The following is a 19,361-nucleotide window of genomic DNA, read 5'->3' as shown; positions in this document are numbered from 1 at the left end:
GGCGGTCGAGTTGGACAGCGCCCCACAACGGAGTCCTGCGCACCACCGGCTCCAGGACACGGGCGCGATCTGCGCCCCTGGCCACGCGTGCGACGGCAGAGGCGCCGCGTCGGCCCAACGGAGGGACCGCAGCACCCTCCTCTTGCAGCCACCGCACGTCAGCATGGCTGACGAACCGGCCGGGACGCGCCCCCGTGAACACGACGGCGTGCAAGCTTGGATCACGGTCGACGCGGTCCACCAACTCTTCGAGCTCGTTGGCGATGTCGAGGCCGAACAGGCTGTGCTGTCCGCCGTCGATCCGAACGATCAGCATGGCTCCGCGATCCTCGATCCCAAGGTGGCCGCTCATGGTGTGTCCTTCCGCTGCTGCTGTAACGAAGTTATACGGTACTATAACGAAGTTACAAGACAATGGCAACAGTCACCTCCGTGTGTCACCTCTGCGGGAGGGGTCGGATGTGGAATCAGTGAGGAAGCATGCTGGACAAGTCAGAGAGTCCGACACCGGATGGCGTGCGCGAACGGCTCATTCACGCCACGATCCGTCTACTGGCCGAGCAAGGCCCCTCGGCTATTAAGGCGCGGACGGTGGCGTCGGCGGCCGGGCTGTCGACGATGGTCGTCTACCACCACTTCGGTGGAATCCCTGAGCTCACCCGTGCCGTCGTCGACTATGGCTTCAAGGAACTCGACGACGCGCTTGCTCAGTTGCCGGTGACGGAGGATCCGATCACCGATCTGGCCGTCGAGGCGTTGACGTGTCGGCGGGTCGCCCGCGAGAACCCCCATTTGTATGACCTGATGTTCGGGCTGTCGACCCGCGCGACGTACCGACCGCTGCGGGACACTGATGTTCGTTATAGCGGCCGCTCTCCGGCCTTCCAAGCCGCCTACGCCCATATCGCAGAAGCGTGCGAGCGGCTTGTCAGCTCAGGCAGGATCAACGAACAAGAAGCTGAGGGTGTAGCTGCACAGCTGTGGAGCTACGTGCACGGCTTCATCACCCTCGAGTTGGTGGAGACCTTCGTCGGCTTCGATGACCCGGTCAGGCAGGTGATGCTGCCGATGGGTGTGAATCTATCTGTGGGGCTGGGCGATACCCGCGAACGAGCCCAGGCCTCGCATGAGGCGGCCGTGCGCCTTTACGACTCGATCACGCGTGCAGACAAGCGCCGGGTTACTCGGGCGACCCAGTCTCGCAAGCGGAACCGTTGACGACTGGCACGAGTTGGTCGTGCCTCCCCAATGCCTCGCACTCCCTTTCGAGGACCGGCACCACGTCAGCGGCAAAGCGCCTCATCCAGGGCCATGCCGCCGGCGAATTCAGCGCAGCCTTAGCCCAGTTGGCGACGATAACCGCGCGCGGCACGTACACCCGGCTGCGCCGGCGCTCGAGTCCATCGACGATCGCGGCAGCTGCCCGGTCGACGCTCGTGGTCACGTTGCCCGGGTACGGCAACCGTTTGCGTAGGTCTTGAAAGGAGGGAATGTCAGCCTCGGCGCCTCGGACTAGGTCCGTATCAATCCACGAGGGATGCACGAGTCCGACCGTGACGCCGAGGTGCGCCACCTCCTGGCGATATGCCAGGGCGAGCATTTCCACTCCGGCCTTGCTCGCGGCATATGAGGCCATTCCAGCCAGCGGCGTGAACGAAATCGCCGACGCTATGACGGCGATATGGCCGCGACTGCGCTCCAGATGCGGCGTCACGTACTTGAGGGTGCGGTACACACCGTTGAGGTTGATGTCCACCACTCGCTCAAATGACGCCGAATCCATCTGGCGCACCGTCCCATAGGCCACAACCCCAGCATTGGCAACGACGATGTCGATACCACCCATCGTCTCGGCACACGCATCGATCGCCGACCGTAGAGCCGCCCCGTCACGGACATCGGCCTCCCACCACGACGCGCCGGGGCCCAGGTCATCGGCGAGGGTACGCAACCGATCAGGCTCAAGTCCGATCAACGCCAGCTGAGCACCCCGGGCGGCGGCAACACGTGCGACCTTCTCCCCGATGCCACGTGCCGCTCCGGTGATAACGACTCTTCGACCTGCCAGCTTGCGACGCATTGGACGAATGTAACTTCGTTATAGCCGGAACGCAAACCGACGTTCCCGCCGACCTAACGGCCCAGCCGCGAAGTGCGGCCGACGCCCGCTGGCGCGCTTGGCATCTCCGAGGACCCGATTACAACTCCCCACAGTCCAGGAGGATCTGCGCATTGCGAATGCCTGATTCGAGGATGTCGTCTGAGAGTTTCGGGTCGGAGACGGCGCGTGCGAGTTGAAGGGTGGCCACGAGGAGTGTGAAAAGCCCGACCGCCCTGGTGCGTGCGGCGGACGGGTCATGTGGCGACAAGTGCGCTGCAATCACGTCGACGATGGATTGCATTCCCTCGGTGTAGGAATCGCGGACGGCGTCATCGCAGCGGCCAATCTCATCAAGCAGGGCAGCCGACGGGCAACCCGTGCTCGGGTGATCCCGATGATGTGGCGCGAGGTAGTCGAGGATGAATTCCTCCAGTGCCGCCCGGCCCTCGGGTAGCGAGTCAAGGACGGCGCACTGGGTGGCTAGCTGATCGGCGACGACGTTGGCCACGAGATCGTCCTTGGACTCGAAGTGCGCGTAGAACGCGCCGTTGGTGAGCCCCGCGTCAGTCATGAGCCCAGCGACACCTGAACCGTCGATGCCGTCCTGCTTGAGACGTCGACCCGCGGTCTCGATGATTCGCCGCCGCGTTGCGGCTTTGTGTTCCGAGTCGTACCTCGCCACAGCTCGCGTCCTCCGTCGTCATCTGAAAGTCGTCCTTGCCAATCATACCCGATTGCCTTACAGTCGTAATATTACGATCGTACGCCAATAACGGCGACAGCGAGGAAGAGCGGGATACGCGATGACACGTCAGGCTTACGACCTGCGCGGGAAGGTCGTGCTCATCACCGGCGGAACCGGCGGAATCGGCAGCGCTACCGCCCGGGAACTCATCGGCCGCGGCGCGAAAGTGGCGCTCGTGGATGTTGATCCCGAGACGCCACAGATCGCCTCGCAGATGTCGTCACTCTCGGCAATGGGCTCGATCGCCGACGTGTGTTCTCGCGACGCTCTCGACGTCGCCGTCGCCGATGTCGTCGACCGCTTCGGACGGGTTGACGTCGCGATCGCCAACGCGGGCATCTTGTCTCGCGCCGCAACATTGCGCGCCATGCCGATGTCGTCGATTGAGTCCGTGCTCGCGGTCAACGTCTCGGGCGTCGTCAACACCATCCAGGCGGCCATGGATCAAGTGATCGCTCACCGCGGCCAATTCGTCCTAATCAGTTCGGTATTCGCGTTTCTCAACGGGATGGGCACGATTCCCTATGCCATGAGCAAAGCAGCTGTCGAGCAACTCGGCCGAGGACTGCATGTGGAGCTGGCCGCGCACGGCGTCTCGACCACGATCGCCTACTTCTCACTCATCGAGACGAACATGATCAAGCAGGGCGTCGACGACGATCTCGTCGTCGACGCCCTGCTCGCGACCCTGCCGCGGGCGCTTCTCAAACGCCTTCAGCCCGACATTGCCGCGACCGCAATCGCCAACGGCCTCACGCATCGTTCGCCGCGCGTCATGGAGCCGTCCCGGTGGAAACCAATCTCGGCGCTACGGGGGCTCATCGCCCCAGCCATGGATTCGCATCTGGCTCGTGACCGGCGGACCCTGGCCGCCTTGTCCGAACTCGATGCGCGATCCCGCACCGCACTGTGACAACCAAACCTCCCAATGTCCCTGCGAGGAAACACGATCGAATCGAAAGGCACGAAATGACTACGTGGAAAGATACTCCGAATCGCAAAATCAACGTCGGCGGCGTCGAGTTCGCCTACCGTGAACTCGGCTCTGGCACAGACGTTCCGGTTATATTCCTGCACCACCTGACCGCGGTCCTCGACGACTGGGACCCGCGAATCCTTGAAGGTATCGCTGCGCACCATCGCGTGATCGCCTTCGACAACCGCGGTGTCGGCGGGACGGGCTCGTCGGTGCCACACACGGTCGAGCAGATGGGCGCCGACGCAATCGCTTTCATCCGCACATTGGGCCTCGAAAGGGTTGACCTATTCGGGTTTTCGCTCGGCGGCGGGGTCGCGCAGATGGTCGCTCTACAAGCACCGGACCTCGTGCGACGAATGATCCTCGCCGGCACGGGTCCGCGCGGCGGCGGCGGCATCGACCAGATCACCAAGATCGCCGTCGTCGCCTACCTCAAAGCGGGCCTGACGTTCAGCGACCCCAGGAATTTCCTGTTCTTTCCGCGTACCGCCGAGGGCAAACGCGCCGCGTCGGACTACTTCAACCGCCTCAAGGAGCGCACCCACGACCGTGACAAGCGAATCTCGATGCAGGCCCGAATCGCTCAGCTCAAAGCCATCCGCCACGCCGGGAAGAGTCAACCCGACGACCTCTCGGTCGTCACCCAGCCCGTCTTCGTCGCAAACGGCGACCACGACCTCATGGTCGACAGCAGCCACTCAGCCGACATGGCACGCCGACTGCCGAACGCCCGACTGAAGATCTACCCCAACTCGGGACACGGCGGCGTGTTCCAGCACCACCGAACCTTCGTACCGGACGCGCTGCAATTCCTCGCCGGGGAATCAGCTTCAGACACCTTAAGGAGAACGTCATGAGCGCACATCCGAGTCAGCACAACTACGCGATCACGTCGTACAGACATGCGCCGTCGCGCACTGTCACCGCAGCGGGTGTCACCTACGCCTACCGCGAACTCGGGCCGAAGGGCGGGGTTCCCGTCATCTTCTTCGTCCACCTAGCCGCCACGCTGGACAACTGGGATCCCCGGATCATCGATCCGATCGCACGGCGGCATCACATCATCGCTTTCGACAACCGCGGCGTGGGAGCCTCTAGCGGGACCGTTCCCGACACCATTGAGTCAATGGCCGATGATGCCTACGCATTCATCACCGCACTCGGTTTCGACACCGTGGACATCTTGTCGTTCTCTCTCGGCGGGATGGTCGCTCAGGCACTGGTGATGAAACATCCCGAACTCGTCCGCAAATTGATCCTCACCGGGACCGGACCTGCAGGCGGAGAAGGCATTGACAAGGTTGCCGGAACCACTTATTACGACACACTGCGTGCGACCCTTTCCCGGCAGGACCCCAAGGAATTTTTGTTCTTCAACCGCGACGACATCGGCAAACGCGCTGCACGCGAGTTCGTCCAGCGCCTCGAAGAACGCACCGAAGATCGAGACAAGCCGATCGCGGTGAAAGCCTTCCTAACTCAACTCAAAGCGATCAAACGTTGGGGGCGCTCAACACCTGCCGATCTGTCCGTTATCACCCAGCCGACATTGATCGCGAACGGCGACAACGACCGCATGGTCCCCAGCGTTCTCTCCGAAGACATGCACCGTCGGATCGCAGGCTCGAAGCTCGTCATCTACCCCGACTCCGGCCACGGCGCGATCTTCCAGTACCACGCCGAGTTCGCCTCCACCGCAATGAAATTCATTGATGATTAACCGAGAACCCACACCTCACATTTTGAAGCTTCGAGGGCGCACGTGCCCTTGACGGCGCGTTGGCCATAACGAAGACAGGCCAAGCCTTTCGCCCTGGCCAGCATTTTCTCGGTGGAGCTGCCCGGAATCGAACCCGTTTCGGGATGCTGGTCTCTGAGCCGAACCGGCACTGAGCTGTGAAACGACATCGAATGTGATTCACCAGAATTGGCCCTGTGCACACTGAGTGTGGCCAAAATGTGTCCAGCCGTTCGCTCGACTGAGAACGCCCAGTTGCGCTCGCTTCGAGCGCCCAGATATGCGCAGCATGCGATGTGGGGCGCAAGGAATGCTAATCAGCGACATCGGCTGTAATTCAACACCTTTGGCGTTGGCCGGGATAAGGCCCAACTCTGATGAAAAGCGTTGATAGTTATCTCGATGTGGTTGCCGCTGCCAGAACCGCGTCGTTGACCGCGGTCGGCGTGATTGCGACGACGGTTTTCTGGGCGCGACTGACGATATCTAGCAGGTAGCGACGCTTAGGACGCCTCGATGTCAGTGCGTGATCGACGGCCTTCGTGACCTTTTTGGGATCGGCAGCACGTTTTTGCAGACGTCCCATCAACTTGCGACTCCCCGCGAGGTGCGACGCATACAGTCGGCGATGCTCGTCACTGAGTTGTTTGGTCATATGGTCGTAGTCGTCGAGCGCGTCAGCCCACATGTCGGTACGGATCGGCCCTGGCTCGATGAGTGACACGGGAATGCGCCACGGACGCAACTCCATACGGAGGGCATCGGCCAGGGACTCGATGGCGTACTTCGATGCGTTGTAGGCGCCGGTGCCCGGTGTGGTGAACAATCCACTGACCGATGACATGAATACCACCCGCCCCCGGGCGTTACGGATTTTCGGCAGCACCGCCTGCGTCACTGCGATCTGCGAGATGACGTTGATGTCGAGTTGCTGGGTCAGATCATCGAGGGATAAACCCTCGACCGGCCCGTTGACGATGATGCCGGCGTTGTTGACGACGCCGTTCAGCTCAGCGGGAAGCTGATCAGAGAGCGCTGCAATCGCGGACCGGTCGGTGATGTCGAGCGCGATCGCGTGAACATTGGGCAAGCGGTCGAGGCTGTCGAGGGCGGCGTCGGATCGAGCGGTGGCATAGACGTTCCAGCCTCGCCGGCTCATGCGCTCGGTGATCGCCAGGCCGATTCCTCTGCCTGCGCCGGTAACCAGTACGGAAGGCATCTGTTCAGACCGCCTTCGCGGAAAGGCGCCGCTGCCAGGCGAGCAGGATCGGCACTCCGATGGTCTCGAGCGTGATCGCCCCCACGGTCATGGGGTGCGGACGCCCGCGTTGTTGCCATGACCTCAGCCGCGCGAGGCCGCCAATGGCAATGGTTGTCGCCGCGAAAGATAAGGCCGGCGAACGCTCGACTCGTCCGAGTTGAGACCAGATGACAGGCCCGACCGCGAATTTGAACACGTTGGCATAGCGGAGAGAACTGTCCACGGTCGGAATCACATCGGGTGAGCCACCCGGCACCCCCTGCGGGCCTCGAAGAATCTCACCGGCTGCGCTCGCCACGGGTATCGCCGCGAGCACCCCGAGCGTCCATTGCAATCTTCGCCGGCTGTCGCTACTTTGCTGGATCACGCTCACTCCTTGTATACCGATCGGTGTACTAACTTCGGCCGACGTTACTCCTCTGTGCGCACGATGTAAACCGATCGGTATGCTTGGGCTATGACCACCCAGCGTGAGGCACGCTCCACCGATGGGCGCGGCGGCCGCGGCGCACGACAGCGCATCCTCAATACGGCCACCGACCTGTTCTACCGCGAGGGCATCAACGCCACCGGTGTCGGACGACTCGCCAGCGAAGCGTCGGTGTCCAAACGGACCCTCTATCAACACTTTCCGAGTAAAGCGGCTGTTGTCGAGGAGTACTTGCGTTGCATTCAGCAGGGCGTCGGTGACCCCATCCGGCCCGGCCTGGACGCCGCCAACCGCATACCGCGCGAGCGCATACTCGCCCTGTTCGAGACCCCTTCACCGGGCGGGCAGATGCGCGGCTGTCCCTTCCACAATGCCGCCGTGGAGGCGTCCGAGGTCATGCCGGAAATTCACGACATCGTCCACGAACACAAGCGCGCCTACATCAAGGGCCTGATCACGCTGGCCCGGCAGGCCGGAGCGGCCAACCCCACACTGCTGGGCAACCAACTCGGCCTTCTTTACGAAGGTGCTGCCGCCTTGTCGACCTCGCTCGACGACCCCGCTCCCTGGACACACGCACGTAAGGCGGCGACGACGCTCATCGATCAAGCGATGGGCCAATAACGGTGGTGGCTTACCGCCGGCGACGCCGATCTCGGGTTGCACCGGGGGGTGCTGGGATATGAGTTCATTGAGGTGACGGGCGACCTGCTCGAGCGGCTCGGTCGAATGCGCTTCCATGAGCTAAGGCACACTGCGGCCTCGCCGATGATCGCCTCGGGGGCGAATGTCAAGACGGTGCAGTCGCAACTACGCCATAAAACGGCGACCATGACGCTGGATCAGTACGGGCACCAGTTCCCGGACGACCTTGACGACGTGACCAATAAGATGGGCGACCTTGTTTCGGGGTGTGCCCAAAATGTGCCCACAAAAGAAAGCTGGCCAGAGCCTGTGGCTCTGACCAGCACTTTCTCAGTGGAGCTGCCGGGAATCGAACCAGGCGCATAAATCGCGCTGAACTGCGGAAACAGTGGAATCGACGACGCGAAACGACGCCAAATAACGCCAAACGACCTGGGGATACGCGGAAGGTGTTGATGGCATCAACACCTTCCGGGATCGCGAGTACCAGCGAAATTTGGCTCCGCCAACGAAGCAGCGGCCTTCGAAGGCCCACATAGATAAAGCGCGGCAGAGAAGTGCCGATCACCGCGCCGTGGACACCGGCCGGCTTAATTCGAGACGGTTGCCCTCGAGGTCGTAGAACCACACGATCATCCGCCGCCGCAAGACACGACGCCTATGCCCTAGGCCCAGTCCGCGGACCCTCGGCCGCCGATAACGTCGACATCTGTCAGGTCGGTCCGCTCGCCAACACCAGCTCCAGATCCCGACCTCGCCGATAATCTGACACAACCCAGTCCGTTCTCGGCATTGACTCCGAAAGAGACCGCGGCTCAACGGTTGTCAAGCCCGGGGGAACACCGCACGGGGTTGGGGCGGGTCTCTGATGATGGCGGGAAGGACGAAGACCTCAATGTAATGTCGTGCGACGTCGGCGTTTTCGCTATCGGGAATGATGCCGAGGAGAAGACTCAGGGCGGTTGCGATGAGGAACTGGGTCAGGTCTTGGGGGTGGATGCCGCGCCGGAAGTGCTGCCCGGCGTCCTCGCGAAGCATGGCTTCTATCCGCGGTTCGGCCAGCCGCATTACGGTACTGCTGTTGGCCAACATCTGGGCGACGGTGCCCTCATCATCCGCTTCTGAGATGGTTTTGAGTAGCGGGTCGTGGGCGAGTTCAGTGGCGACGATCACTAGAGTGTCCACGATCATCTCGACAGGGCCAGCGCTCTCGTGGCGCTCTAGCAGACGAAGCATGTGCCGTTGCGTCGTTCGTTGAATGAGCGCGGCGTCGAGACTTTCGCGGTTGGGGAATTGGCGGTACAGCGCAGCCCGTGAATAGCCGGCGTCTTGTGCGATGGTTTCCATGGTCGATCCGCGATGACCGCGGACTCGAAAAGACCGCTCAGCGGCGTCCAGGAGGATCTCGCGTGTCTGCTCAGCGGTGTTGCCGCCGCCCACCGGTCGGCCGCGGCCGCGGTGCCGTGGCGATGTTGGCAATCTTGGTGTCCTGACTTCACGTGGCCTGGCTGCTGTTGTGATCGCAGTTCTCTGCTTCGTTAATTGTGCTGAACACTAGTCGTCCAGGCATCGCGTCGGACCCATCAGCGGTGTCGTGCTGTTGTTTCGGTGTGCCCTGATGACGCGGGGTGTGCGGATACACGGCAGGGCTACGCAGGTGCTTGCCCCGCATGGCGGCGCATTCGTTCACCAAACTCTGGCCAGCCACAGCACGGAAATGATACGTTCTGCCAGATTCGTACATTTTCGGAGGAATCCGTTCAACGGGATTGAAGGGGTCGCAATGAGTGCTCACACGTTTGGTTGGCGGCGGTTCGGGTTGCTAGCGTGCACCGGCGGCGGGGTGCTCATGCTGACGTCGGTGCTGACGGCGGCGTTCGCGTCCGGCGACGCAGACGACCCGCTATCCGGCAGCGACACGGCGATCATCCTCGGCGGAACCTTCGAGTCGACCCCGTCGACCTCATTCGCGCAGGCCGCCGAGAATCTGTATCTGCACCCGCTGGGTTTCGACGATGGCGCGACCTATTCGACGGTCTGCGACATGGTCGGGACCGACCCATGTGCCGCGCCGCTGCAGGTGCTGACGACGCCCGAGCTGATCCAGCAGGGCCCGAGCAGTCTCACCGACGCGGACGACGTCGTTCTCGCCGTCGAGAACGAATTCACCGCGAACCCAGGCGCTTTCAGCGCCGAGGACCCGCTGACGATCTTTGGATACTCCCAAAGCGCCGCCGCCGAGTCGGTCGCCATGACCCAACTCGCCAAAGACGGCATCCCCAGCGCCGATCTGCACTTCGTGTTCATCGGTGACCCCTCCCTCCCGAGCGGCATAGGGCCGAATCTGATGCCAGACCTGGACTCGCTAATCGGCTCGAGTGAGGCGAACACTATTCTCACCGATCTCGGCCTCAGCGATTCCGGCGTGTACAGCGTCCTAGCCAACGTGACCCCCAATGATCTATACCCGGCGACGATCTACACGCTCGACGGCGACGGGGTCGCCGACTTCCAACAGGACTTCACAGCCGGAGGTCTGTGGGATTCGCTGTACAACCTGTTCACCACGCACGCGGAATACTTGGGTTTGACACCGACGCAAATCGCTGACGCGACCACGTCGATCGACGGCGACCTCACAAATATCGACATCTCCGACAACATCAACAGCTTCGATGCGCTTATTGGTGCACTCGATAACGGGATCGGCAGCAGCGGACTGTTCGAGAGCCTATTCGAGTCCCTGCAACTGTATTTGACCAACATGTTCTGACCCGACTCGTGGGCGCACCCAGCAGCAGAGTAAGACAAATCTGCTTAGCGGCCCGCGCAGCGACGGATCGAGGCGCGGTCACCCCAACATTGATAGAGAGTTACGAAGAAATCGACGGCTCGGTCCCCTCTGGGATTATTGGATCCGAGAGTGCGGCGGAACCCTTTCGGCTATTTACGCATGCCGCCGCTGACCGCGATGTCGTCTCCGGTCACAAAGGACGACGCATCGCTGGCCAGATACAGTGCGGGGCCTATGATTTCGTGAAGCTCGGCGACGCGGTGCTGAGGATTCATCCCGGCCAGCATGTCCAGCGAGCCCGGGTATACCTGCTCGGCGTCGACCAGCATCTCGGTCGCGAAGGGGCCGGGGCAGAGCAGGTTAACTCGCACCGCCCACGGCGACCAGGTGTTTGCCATCGACACGGTGAGATTGCGCAGCGCCGCCTTGGACGCACCGTAAACGACTGAACGTGGATGTGACGGGCAGTAGCCCTCCATGGAGCCGATGTTGACGATGCTGCCACCGCCACCGTCGCGCATCACCGGCGCGATGCACTGGCTCATCCGCAGCGCACCCTCGACGTTGACGTTGAATACCTTGCGCCACAACTCGGCTGAGACGACACTGACGTCCTGGACCGGCGGGTTGATTCCGGCGTTGTTGAACAGCACGTCGATGCGCCCGTAGTGATTGACCACCGCGTCGAGGAAATCCGGTATGGCGTCCCATTCGCCGACGTGACAGGCAATCCCGACTGCTGTGCCGCCGGCTGCCCGGATCTGCGCCGCGACCTCGTCGCAGCGGTCCTGCTTTCGGCTGGACACCACCACCGATGCGCCCGCCCGGGATAAGCCGTCCACGATGGCCCGCCCGAGACCACGGGTGGAACCGGTGACCACCGCGACTCGGCCCGCCAGATTGAACATTTCACTCGGATGTTGTTCTGCCACAAACAAACTCCTGCCAGTCACATCGGATCGGGTGACTCGATGAGGCCCTCGATCGTGGCGTGCAGAACCGATCTGCTGCCGTCCGGCAGCACGCGGCGGGCCACCAGGAACTCGCTGCCCATCCAGCCGTGCCGGATGAACTTGCCGAAGCGCAACCGCGTGCCGGGCGCCCCGCTAGCGGCCGCGAGCATCTTGATGCGCTCCAGCGCCTCTTTGACCGCGGGGCCGCTCAACGGCCGCGCTGCCGCCAGCGCCGTCATCATCAGCCGGCCGACGTCGTAGCAGTAGATCGGGAAGAAATAGGCGGGACGCCGGCCGTGCCTTGCTTCGAATCGATCCAGGAACTCCTGCGCGACGAGGTTGCGTTCGTCGTACTGGTCCAGACCGATCCAGCCGGCCAGTTGGTGGCACCACCAGTCCGAGGTGGCGGCGAACTCGAAAGCCGTGGTGGTGTACCGGCGCGGCATCCAGCCGATCGCCTCAAGCGCCTCATTCATCCCGATCAGGCCCAGCCCGAACCCGACGTGCATCAGGGCGTCGGGTTTGTCGGCGGCCAGGGTGGCCATTGCCTTGCGCTTGTCCGCTTCCACTTGTGGGACAGCCACTTCTGCGGTGATCGTCAAGCCGGCCTGTTCGCAGGCGCACCGTGCTGTCCTGAGGTACTCGCGACCAATAAGGGAATCTTCGAAGGCGAGGCCCACGGTGCGGCAACCGTCGAAGACGGCCACCGTCGCCATGATGATGGGCTCTTCCTCCATTGAACCGGCGGGCAGCCCGAACACCCACTCCCCCAGCATGCTTTCCGAAGCGCCCATCGTGATGATCGGCACCTCGGCCGCTTTCTCGACGTAGGGCCGCAGTGCGACACCGTTCTCGGAGACCCACGGGCCGAAGATGACCAGGGCGTCGTCGGCCAGCAGCTCATGGAACGCATCGCGAACTGCCCGGAACGATCCGTTGGGCAGGCCTTGCACGGCTCGCACGACGAATTCGACGGGGCGGTCGAGAATGCCCCGCTGCAGATAGTCGTCAGCGACCAGCTGAAGCGACGGCAGGATCGTATCGTCAAAGTTGCCTTCGCTGTTGAGGTAGTCGATGAGCAGCCCGATCCGCGCGGGGGTTACCTTTGCGGCCATGCCTGTCCCCCCGTGATCGACGCCGTCTCGGCTAGGTCCACGATGCCCGGGGGCGCCGCCGTGACAAATTCGATCGCGTGCACGGCATGCATTGCCGTTGCCAGACAACCCATTTCGGTACGATCCTCGCCGCTGGTACCGAGCACAAGGTTGCACCGTAGCGTGGGGGCGCCGTCGAATTCGATCTCGTAGCCCTCACCGGTCGACCACTCGTGGACAACCTCGTCGTCGAGCCAGGTGACATGTTCGACGACGATGGTCACCGGGCCACAGTCCGCACGTACGCCCAGTTTCATGGCCGCCACAGTTCCAGCCGCGATCTCGCCGGCGGCGACGTTCAAGCTGGATCGGGTCACGGCCGTCTCTCGAAACGGTTCGGCCGCAACGACTTTTAGATTCAGCGCCCGGGCCAGCACGTTCGCGGTGGCGATGAACGCACTGCCCGCGCGCGCCGGGTCGCTCAACAGCGGCGCCGTGGATTGCGGCGGCTGCCCGTATCCCATCACGTCGACGAGCATCTCCCGGCTCGGATAGCTGGCGTAAGAAAGCGATTCGCGGACCGTGATCCTGCTGCACCCAGACGACAGCCGGGCCAGCAGCGGGGCGACCGCCTCTCCCCAGAAACCGGGAAAGATCCCCACGCCGAGGAACGTAGCGCCGCCGCGACGGCATGCCGCATCGATTTCCTTGGCTCGTGCCGGATCGAACGCGTTGACGTCGATGAATGAACTGCCCGTGGCGATCACGTCGATGCCCGCCAGTAGCAGGTTGGTTACGTCGTCGAAGCACTCCTCGGGATGATTTTCCACCGCGCCCATGTAGAGCACCACGTCCGGGCGTGTGCGCACCAGCCTTGCGTTGTCGTCGGTGGCCAACACACCGGTCGCGGAGCACCCCGCCAACGTCCCGGCATCCAAGTTGACCTTGTCCGGGTCATAGACGCGCACGCCGACGAGTTGCAGGGCGGGCGCGTCGATGATGGCTCGCAGCGCAAGCCGTCCGGTGGTGCCGGTGGCCCACTGTGCCACCCGGGTCACCGTGGCCACGACAGCTGCAGATCGGGGACGAATCGCAGCGGTGGCCGGTACCGGACCTCGTAGCCGGGTGTCAGCGTGTATTCCGGTATGCGCCGGTGCCATTCGCGCAGTGCGATCCGCAGCTCGCGACGCGCCAAGTGAGATCCCAGGCATCGGTGTGCGCCGCCGCCGAACGCCAGATGACGGTTTCCGGCGCGGTCGAAACGAACCGTGAGCGGGTCGGAGAACTCGGTGGGATCCAGGTTGGCCGCGCTGAGGTTGACCAGCACGTGGTGCCCCGCAGCCACGACCTCGCCGCCCAAGCGGCTCTCCTCTCGCGCCCACCGCACGACCATCGGCACCGGAGTCTCCCACCGCAGCAACTCCTCGACCGCGTGCGGGATCACCGCGGGGTCGGTGACGATTTCGCGGCGCCGGTCCGGATTTTGGGCCAGGTAGGCCCAAAAGCAGGTCAGCGAGTCGGTGACGGTGTCGAGCCCGGCCGTCAACAACACGAAACAGGTGCCGAGCGCCTCATCACGGGACAACGAATCCTCGGGCAGCGACACGTCATCGTCGCCATGTCCGACGATCGCCGACAGCACATCACCGCGCGGGTTGGCCTCGCGGTCGTCCAGAATCCGATCGAAATAGGCGTAAACCTGTTGCGCGGTGTCGCGTTGAATCGCGGAGCGCTCTTCGGCAGTGGACTCCACGGCTCCGGGATGCAGCAGCCCGTCCCGCAGTCGCACCAGCGTTTCGAGCTCTTCCCAGGGCAGGCCCATCAGACCGAGAAACACCGCTGACGGGAAGAGTTCGGCGAATTCGGTTGTGAAATTGCATGATCCGCGATCGATGAAGGTGTCGATGAAGTAGTTGACCCGTTCGGCGATGTCGAATTCCTGGGCTTCCATCCGGCGCGGGGAAAACAGCGGATCGAGAAGCCTCCGATAGCGCCCGTGCTCGGGCGGGTCGACCCCGAGCGGGATCAAGGGCCGGGTGTTGCCCTGCTCGACCAGATCGGCCGAGGAGAACACCTCGGGCTTGCCCAGCGTTTCGGTGGTCAGCTCGCGGGAGGCCACCATCACGCTGCCGTTCAGGCCGAGCACGGCCTGCTTGGCCAACGCATGGTTGCTGGGGTGCGGGTCGGCCGACGAAAGCGACGAGGCACCGTTGACGAAGTCAAATCTCGACACGGGGGCGCTGGCTCTTTTGGTGTTGGTGCTCAATCGCTTTCCTCGGTGAAAGGCTGCGGGCTCGGGCTCAAGGTACCCCACTGCCCGCATAAACGTCTAGACATACCTCTAGAGGTTTATGGCGGTGCGGCTGCGGGCCCAGCCGCCGAGCAGGGCTAACGGTGGTGGTTGAGATCGATCAGGGCACCCGCACGCTCACCGAGCAGCGCCCGACGCAACCGTCCCATGTGCGCATTCCAATGCGCCTGTGCCCCATCCCCATCGCCGGCTTCGATGAGATCGGTGAGCAGCTCGTTGGCGCGAATGTTGCGGCGCCACGCCGTCTGCGGCTCCTGCCCGGTGCGCATCCGCACATCCGCGACCGCCCGCGCAATGACCTCGTTGAGCATCTCGCTGATGATGATCAGCGTCTGATTGCCCGCGAGGTGGACGATATCGCTGTGGAATTTGACCATGGCGTTGGTGCACGCCAGCGGATCGTGCACCGACCGCTTTTGTTCGACGATCACCTCGCGTAGCTGCGCCACGGCGCGCTGGCGCTGACGCGATGTGGCGATCATCCTGGCCGCCGCCGGCTCGATCACCGCGCTGGCTTCGAACACGTCGGCCAGCGCGACGCTACGCGATTGCAACACCAGGGCCGCCGCACGCGCGGTCATGCGCTGGTCGGGACGGTGCACGATCACCCCGCCCAACACGCCGCGAACGACCGAGATCAGGCCTTCGGCCTCGAGCGTCCGCAGGGCTTCGCGCAACGACGGACGCGAGACCTCGAATCGCTCGATGAGCTCGGCCTCTGTGCCCAACAGGTCGCCCTCGTCGAGATCTCCGGTGATGATCAGCCCGCGCAGCTCGTCGGCAATCTGCTTGGGCTTCGCCACGTCACTCCTTCACCACCGACCGGCAGGGTCTCCCGTCAACGTCTTTACAAACGATACATCTAGAGGTTTAGATTGCGCGAAAACGACCCGACGGAGAACATGAGCAATCGGCTGAGCGGCAAGGTCGCATTCATCACGGGGGCGGCGCGGGGTCAGGGACGCGCGCACGCAGTCCGGATGGCCACCGAGGGCGCCGACATCGTCTGTATCGACATCTGCGAGCACATCGAGTCCAACAACTATCCGCTGGCCACGATCGACGATCTGGAGACGACGTCCAAACTCGTCGAGAATCTCGGTCAGCGCTGCATCGCCGTCAAGGCGGACGTGCGCGAACGTGATCAACTGCGAAACGCGTTGGACGAAGGCTTCTCCGAACTCTCCCGCCTGGACATCGTGGTTGCCAACGCGGGCATCCTGCCGATGGCGATGGGCGATCCGCTGCCGTCTGATTTTGTGGACGCCACCGACGTCGACCTGCTCGGCGTGATGAACACCATCGCGGTATCACTGCCCCACCTCGGCGACGGCGGCTCGATCATCGTGACCGGATCGACGGCCGGAATGATGCCCGCCACCACGACCAACCCGCTAATGGGCCCGGGCGGCGCCGGATATGCGTGGGCCAAGAACACGCTGATCGGTTACGTCGAACAGATGGCACTTCATCTGGCGCCCAGGATGATTCGGGTGAACGCCATCCACCCGACAAATTGCAACACGCATCTGCTGCACAACGACGGGCTGTATGCAGTGTTCCGCCCCGACATGAAGGAGGAAAAGCCGGCCCGCGCCGATGTGGAGCCGGCCTTCACCCACTTCCAGGCGATGCCCATCCCCTACGTCGAGCCGGAGGACATCGCCAACCTCGCGGTCTTCCTGGCAAGCGACGAGTCACGCTACGTCACCGGACAGCAGATCCGGGTGGATGCGGGCGCGCTGTTGAAGTTTCCGAACGGGCCGGCGTGATGGTCCGGGTGATCCAATGGGCGACCGGCCCCGTCGGTTCGGCACAACTGCGCGAGGTCATCGATAACCCGCGCCTCGAACTGGCCGGGGTCTTCGCCTACAGCCCAGCAAAAGTGGGCCTCGACGCCGGCGCGCTGGTCGGCCGGCCGCCGACGAACGTCACGGTCACCGGCGACAAGTCCGCGATCCTGGCGCTCGACGCCGACGTCGTCTTGCACGCCGCGTCGAAGGCCGTCCGCGAAAACACCAACACCGACGACATCGTCGAGCTGCTGGCCAGCGGCAAGAGCGTGATCACCACCACCAGCTACAGCCACCTGCCCACCTACGGCCTCGACGCCGAGAAACGAATCGCGGACGCCTGCAAGCAATCCGGAGCACGCTTTCATGCTGCCGGTGAGCATCCCGGATTCATGTTCGAGCGGCTGGCCACCACCCTCACCGGGCTGTCGCAGCGCGTGGACCGGATCACCGTTTCGGAGTACGTCGATTGCTCGGCGGTATCGGAAAAGGGCATGCTCGTCGACCTGATGGGAATGGGCAAGGACCCGTCGGACATCACCGTCGACGCACCGATGTTCCGAGCCGTCTCGATCCAGTACGAGCAGGCTCTGGCCTCCACCGCCGACGTCCTGCAGTTGGTGATCGACGACATCCGTCCCAGCATCGACACCGCCACAACCGATCACGATGTGCCCGTCGCGTTCGGCATATTGGCGGCCGGAAGCGTTATCGCCCAGAAACTTTCGTGGACGGCCTGCCAACACGACACACCGGTGCTAGTCGCCGAGGAATACTGGACCGCCACCCGCGACGTCGTCGATTGGCCCGACCTTCCCGACGAACAGTTCTTGGTACGCGTCCGCATCGACGGGGCGCCGCCGATCCGGGTGGATCTGACCATCGACAACAACCCGCTCGACGAGCTCGCCGGTTCGTCCGGCGGCCAGCTCGCGGTTGCGATGACCGCGGTGCGCGCGATTCCCTATGTGCTGCAAGCACCCCCGGGCATCGTCACGGCACCGGTATTTGGCGCCTACCGATGGCGTTAAAGTCCACGGAAATACGGTCCCGACCGGGCCCTCGTCAAGAGCAACTTGGCTCGCATTGACAAACGTCAAACCGGGTTGCCACCCGGTTAGCGGATGTTCCACGCCCCTCTCGGATCTCCTCAACCACTTGCGCAGCCGGTTGGGCTGACGAGCCGTCCTGCGCGGTTTGCGCGATGGCAACCTCGGCCACGATGCGAATGCCCTTGCGCTGACAGGCACTTCGGAAGTTCTTGCTGTACGTCTCGCCGATCAGGGACTGTGATGAAAAGAGAAAGCTGGCCAAGGCTTTTGGCCTTGACCAGCATTTCCTTAGTGGAGCTGCCGGGAATCGAACCCGTGAGGTGACCTGCGGAAATGCGGCTTGACCTGCGTAGCGTTACGCGAAGGCACGGCAGATTCCGCGAAAGTACCTGGGAATTACGCCGGAGTTGTTGGCGAGTCCAACATGTCCGCGCTGCTGGCCGCCGTGCCGAGGGTGTTTGCTGGTCTACCGCTGATCTACGAACAGTCGCCAGGCGATCGAGCCAAACCGCACATTAGTGGCCGAACGCCGAACCGGGCGTCCGCTGATCGAGTCAGACCGGCGTCGGAGCACCGAATGCGTGACGCCTGATCACATTTACGAGGTCGTATTCATCGAGTTCCGATTGACGACCGGGTCGGTGCGTCCGGTGCGTCTCAGGAAGCCGCCACCAGCTGTCCCTGCCGACGCTCGGCGGCAGCCTCCACGATCCGCTGCGCAGTCCTGTCGTAGATCCCCGAGGCCTTGGCACTAGCGTTGATCGACGCGCCAGCACGGCTCGCTGTCAGGACCGCGATCACCGTCACGACGGGCTGTGTGGTCACACCGGATGCGATCAGTTCCGACGCAAGGTCTGTATCGACCTGTGCAATTTCTGCATCGCCCCGTGCGCCCGCAGTCTGCGCTGAGGCCTGCACCGCTTGTGCCGGACGGGGGTGTATCGATGCATAGTCTGGTACCCGCCTGGCTTTTACTGGGTGTGCCCGGGCGCTGGTTGTTGTGGGTGCGACCTCACCTATTGCACGCCCTGTCAGAGTTCGCGCCAACCGTTGCAGTGCTTGAGGTTGTGTATTGGCGGGCGTGGTCACGGTGCGGGCCCGGCGTGCTGGTTTGTCCCCCAGCGCAACCAGCATCAGGGTGCTGACGGCCACCGCTATATCGATGATCGCCGGGAACATCCATGCAGTTGCGGAGCTGTACCCAATGGCTCGCATCAGATCGCGCACGTCCAACCTCATTTCGCTGCGGAAATTCGGTCTCCCGCTCGGCTTCGTCGGAGCGTTGCTGTTCGTCCTTGTCGAACGGGTCATATATCCGCATGGTCGGATCCGGCTCTTCCTCGGCTAGCAGCTGGTCCAAGCTTTCAGGCGTCGGCCCCAAGGAGCCACGACCGTATGGACGCTCGGGCGGCGAATATCCCTCGTCGAGTACGTCGTCGACGCCGCGGTCGATGAGGGTGTCCTC

Annotated in this window: 20 protein-coding genes and 3 pseudogenes; 9 read left to right on the top strand and 14 right to left on the bottom strand. The window is 63.2% G+C overall.

What is annotated here, in order from left to right:
* Nucleotides 1-352, bottom strand: a pseudogene (locus tag VKI00_RS18420) (enoyl-CoA hydratase/isomerase family protein); the annotation flags it as partial.
* 128 nt (nt 353-480) lie between these two features.
* Here VKI00_RS18420 and VKI00_RS18415 point away from each other — a divergent pair.
* The gene (locus VKI00_RS18415) at nt 481-1,218 is read left to right on the top strand and encodes a TetR/AcrR family transcriptional regulator (RefSeq protein WP_324439875.1); all 738 of its coding nucleotides are present in this window, start codon (nt 481-483) and stop codon (nt 1,216-1,218) included.
* Here the strand turns inward: VKI00_RS18415 and VKI00_RS18410 are convergent.
* Nucleotides 1,181-2,080, bottom strand: a complete 900-nt coding sequence (locus VKI00_RS18410; protein WP_324439873.1) for an SDR family oxidoreductase — start codon at nt 2,078-2,080, stop codon at nt 1,181-1,183. The genes VKI00_RS18415 and VKI00_RS18410 overlap by 38 nt on opposite strands.
* A 118-nt stretch (nt 2,081-2,198) precedes the next feature.
* Nucleotides 2,199-2,783: a TetR/AcrR family transcriptional regulator gene (locus VKI00_RS18405; protein WP_324439871.1), complete on the bottom strand. Its 585-nt coding sequence runs from the start codon at nt 2,781-2,783 to the stop codon at nt 2,199-2,201.
* Between the two features lie 121 nt (nt 2,784-2,904).
* Here VKI00_RS18405 and VKI00_RS18400 point away from each other — a divergent pair, with 121 nt between their 5' ends.
* Genes VKI00_RS18400 through VKI00_RS18390 form a run of 3 tightly spaced genes read left to right on the top strand, consistent with a single transcriptional unit; the run spans nt 2,905 to nt 5,545 of the window.
* Complete coding sequence (locus VKI00_RS18400; protein WP_324439869.1) at nt 2,905-3,759, top strand: SDR family NAD(P)-dependent oxidoreductase; 855 nt, start codon at nt 2,905-2,907, stop codon at nt 3,757-3,759.
* A gap of 56 nt (nt 3,760-3,815) precedes the next feature.
* Nucleotides 3,816-4,682 carry an alpha/beta hydrolase gene (locus VKI00_RS18395; protein WP_324439867.1) on the top strand — a complete coding sequence of 289 codons (867 nt, stop codon included), beginning with the start codon at nt 3,816-3,818 and terminating at the stop codon, nt 4,680-4,682.
* On the top strand, nt 4,679-5,545 hold the full coding sequence (locus tag VKI00_RS18390) for an alpha/beta hydrolase (protein WP_324439865.1): 867 nt from the start codon (nt 4,679-4,681) through the stop codon (nt 5,543-5,545). The genes VKI00_RS18395 and VKI00_RS18390 overlap by 4 nt, the downstream gene beginning before the upstream one ends.
* A 412-nt stretch (nt 5,546-5,957) precedes the next feature.
* Here the strand turns inward: VKI00_RS18390 and VKI00_RS18385 are convergent, their stop codons facing one another.
* Together VKI00_RS18385 and VKI00_RS18380 are read right to left on the bottom strand one after the other, a co-directional pair.
* A complete protein-coding gene (locus tag VKI00_RS18385) occupies nt 5,958-6,782 on the bottom strand; it encodes an SDR family oxidoreductase (protein ID WP_324439863.1) in 825 nt (274 codons plus the stop codon).
* A 4-nt stretch (nt 6,783-6,786) separates the two neighbouring features.
* Nucleotides 6,787-7,197 (bottom strand): DUF4345 domain-containing protein, encoded by a 411-nt coding sequence (locus VKI00_RS18380; protein ID WP_324439860.1) that lies wholly within the window; start codon nt 7,195-7,197, stop codon nt 6,787-6,789.
* Between the two features lie 84 nt (nt 7,198-7,281).
* On the opposite strand from VKI00_RS18380, the gene VKI00_RS18375 reads away from it, so the two are divergent.
* The gene (locus tag VKI00_RS18375; RefSeq protein WP_324439858.1) at nt 7,282-7,878 is read left to right on the top strand and encodes a TetR/AcrR family transcriptional regulator; all 597 of its coding nucleotides are present in this window, start codon (nt 7,282-7,284) and stop codon (nt 7,876-7,878) included.
* Between the two features lie 48 nt (nt 7,879-7,926).
* The gene (locus tag VKI00_RS18370) at nt 7,927-8,265 is read left to right on the top strand and encodes a tyrosine-type recombinase/integrase (protein WP_324439856.1); all 339 of its coding nucleotides are present in this window, start codon (nt 7,927-7,929) and stop codon (nt 8,263-8,265) included.
* Nucleotides 8,266-8,724: 459 nt separating this feature from the next.
* On the opposite strand, the gene VKI00_RS18365 is transcribed toward VKI00_RS18370, so the two are convergent.
* Complete coding sequence (locus VKI00_RS18365) at nt 8,725-9,339, bottom strand: TetR/AcrR family transcriptional regulator (RefSeq protein ID WP_324439879.1); 615 nt, start codon at nt 9,337-9,339, stop codon at nt 8,725-8,727.
* A 343-nt stretch (nt 9,340-9,682) separates the two neighbouring features.
* Between VKI00_RS18365 and VKI00_RS18360 the strand changes: the two genes are divergently transcribed.
* Nucleotides 9,683-10,672, top strand: a complete 990-nt coding sequence (locus VKI00_RS18360) for a PE-PPE domain-containing protein (RefSeq protein WP_324439854.1) — start codon at nt 9,683-9,685, stop codon at nt 10,670-10,672.
* 170 nt (nt 10,673-10,842) lie between these two features.
* Here VKI00_RS18360 and VKI00_RS18355 read toward each other — a convergent pair whose 3' ends face one another.
* The 5 genes from VKI00_RS18355 to VKI00_RS18335 all read right to left on the bottom strand — a co-directional run bounded on the left by VKI00_RS18355 (nt 10,843) and on the right by VKI00_RS18335 (nt 15,854).
* Entirely contained in the window at nt 10,843-11,625 is a 783-nt protein-coding gene (locus VKI00_RS18355; RefSeq protein WP_324439852.1) for a glucose 1-dehydrogenase, read from the bottom strand.
* 17 nt (nt 11,626-11,642) lie between these two features.
* Nucleotides 11,643-12,761: an ABC transporter substrate-binding protein gene (locus VKI00_RS18350; RefSeq protein WP_324439850.1), complete on the bottom strand. Its 1,119-nt coding sequence runs from the start codon at nt 12,759-12,761 to the stop codon at nt 11,643-11,645.
* Nucleotides 12,746-13,789, bottom strand: coding sequence for a dihydrodipicolinate reductase (locus VKI00_RS18345; protein WP_324439848.1), 1,044 nt, complete (start codon nt 13,787-13,789; stop codon nt 12,746-12,748). The genes VKI00_RS18350 and VKI00_RS18345 overlap by 16 nt, the downstream gene beginning before the upstream one ends.
* A gap of 5 nt (nt 13,790-13,794) precedes the next feature.
* Nucleotides 13,795-14,973, bottom strand: a complete 1,179-nt coding sequence (locus VKI00_RS18340) for a cytochrome P450 (protein ID WP_324439846.1) — start codon at nt 14,971-14,973, stop codon at nt 13,795-13,797.
* 155 nt (nt 14,974-15,128) lie between these two features.
* Nucleotides 15,129-15,854 carry a FadR/GntR family transcriptional regulator gene (locus VKI00_RS18335; protein WP_324439844.1) on the bottom strand — a complete coding sequence of 242 codons (726 nt, stop codon included), beginning with the start codon at nt 15,852-15,854 and terminating at the stop codon, nt 15,129-15,131.
* Nucleotides 15,855-15,953: 99 nt separating this feature from the next.
* On the opposite strand from VKI00_RS18335, the gene VKI00_RS18330 reads away from it, so the two are divergent.
* Both VKI00_RS18330 and VKI00_RS18325 read left to right on the top strand, forming a co-directional pair.
* Nucleotides 15,954-16,823, top strand: a complete 870-nt coding sequence (locus VKI00_RS18330) for a mycofactocin-coupled SDR family oxidoreductase (RefSeq protein WP_324439842.1) — start codon at nt 15,954-15,956, stop codon at nt 16,821-16,823.
* Nucleotides 16,823-17,875 carry a dihydrodipicolinate synthase gene (locus VKI00_RS18325; protein ID WP_324439877.1) on the top strand — a complete coding sequence of 351 codons (1,053 nt, stop codon included), beginning with the start codon at nt 16,823-16,825 and terminating at the stop codon, nt 17,873-17,875. Before VKI00_RS18330 ends, VKI00_RS18325 begins: the two co-directional genes overlap by 1 nt.
* Nucleotides 17,876-18,029: 154 nt before the next feature.
* Here VKI00_RS18325 and VKI00_RS18320 read toward each other — a convergent pair.
* From VKI00_RS18320 to VKI00_RS18310, 3 genes and pseudogenes are all read right to left on the bottom strand, one after another.
* Nucleotides 18,030-18,134, bottom strand: a pseudogene (locus VKI00_RS18320) (amino acid ABC transporter substrate-binding protein); the annotation flags it as partial.
* A 419-nt stretch (nt 18,135-18,553) separates the two neighbouring features.
* Nucleotides 18,554-18,721 carry a hypothetical protein gene (locus tag VKI00_RS18315; protein WP_324439840.1) on the bottom strand — a complete coding sequence of 56 codons (168 nt, stop codon included), beginning with the start codon at nt 18,719-18,721 and terminating at the stop codon, nt 18,554-18,556.
* A gap of 187 nt (nt 18,722-18,908) precedes the next feature.
* Nucleotides 18,909-19,361, bottom strand: a pseudogene (locus VKI00_RS18310) (hypothetical protein); the annotation flags it as partial.

Origin of the sequence: Mycobacterium sp. (assembly GCF_035314665.1) — a bacterium.
Taxonomy (GTDB): Bacteria; Actinomycetota; Actinomycetes; order Mycobacteriales; family Mycobacteriaceae; genus Mycobacterium.
Note: the sequence above shows the minus strand (reverse complement) of the source record. Positions and strands in the feature narration are given on the sequence as shown.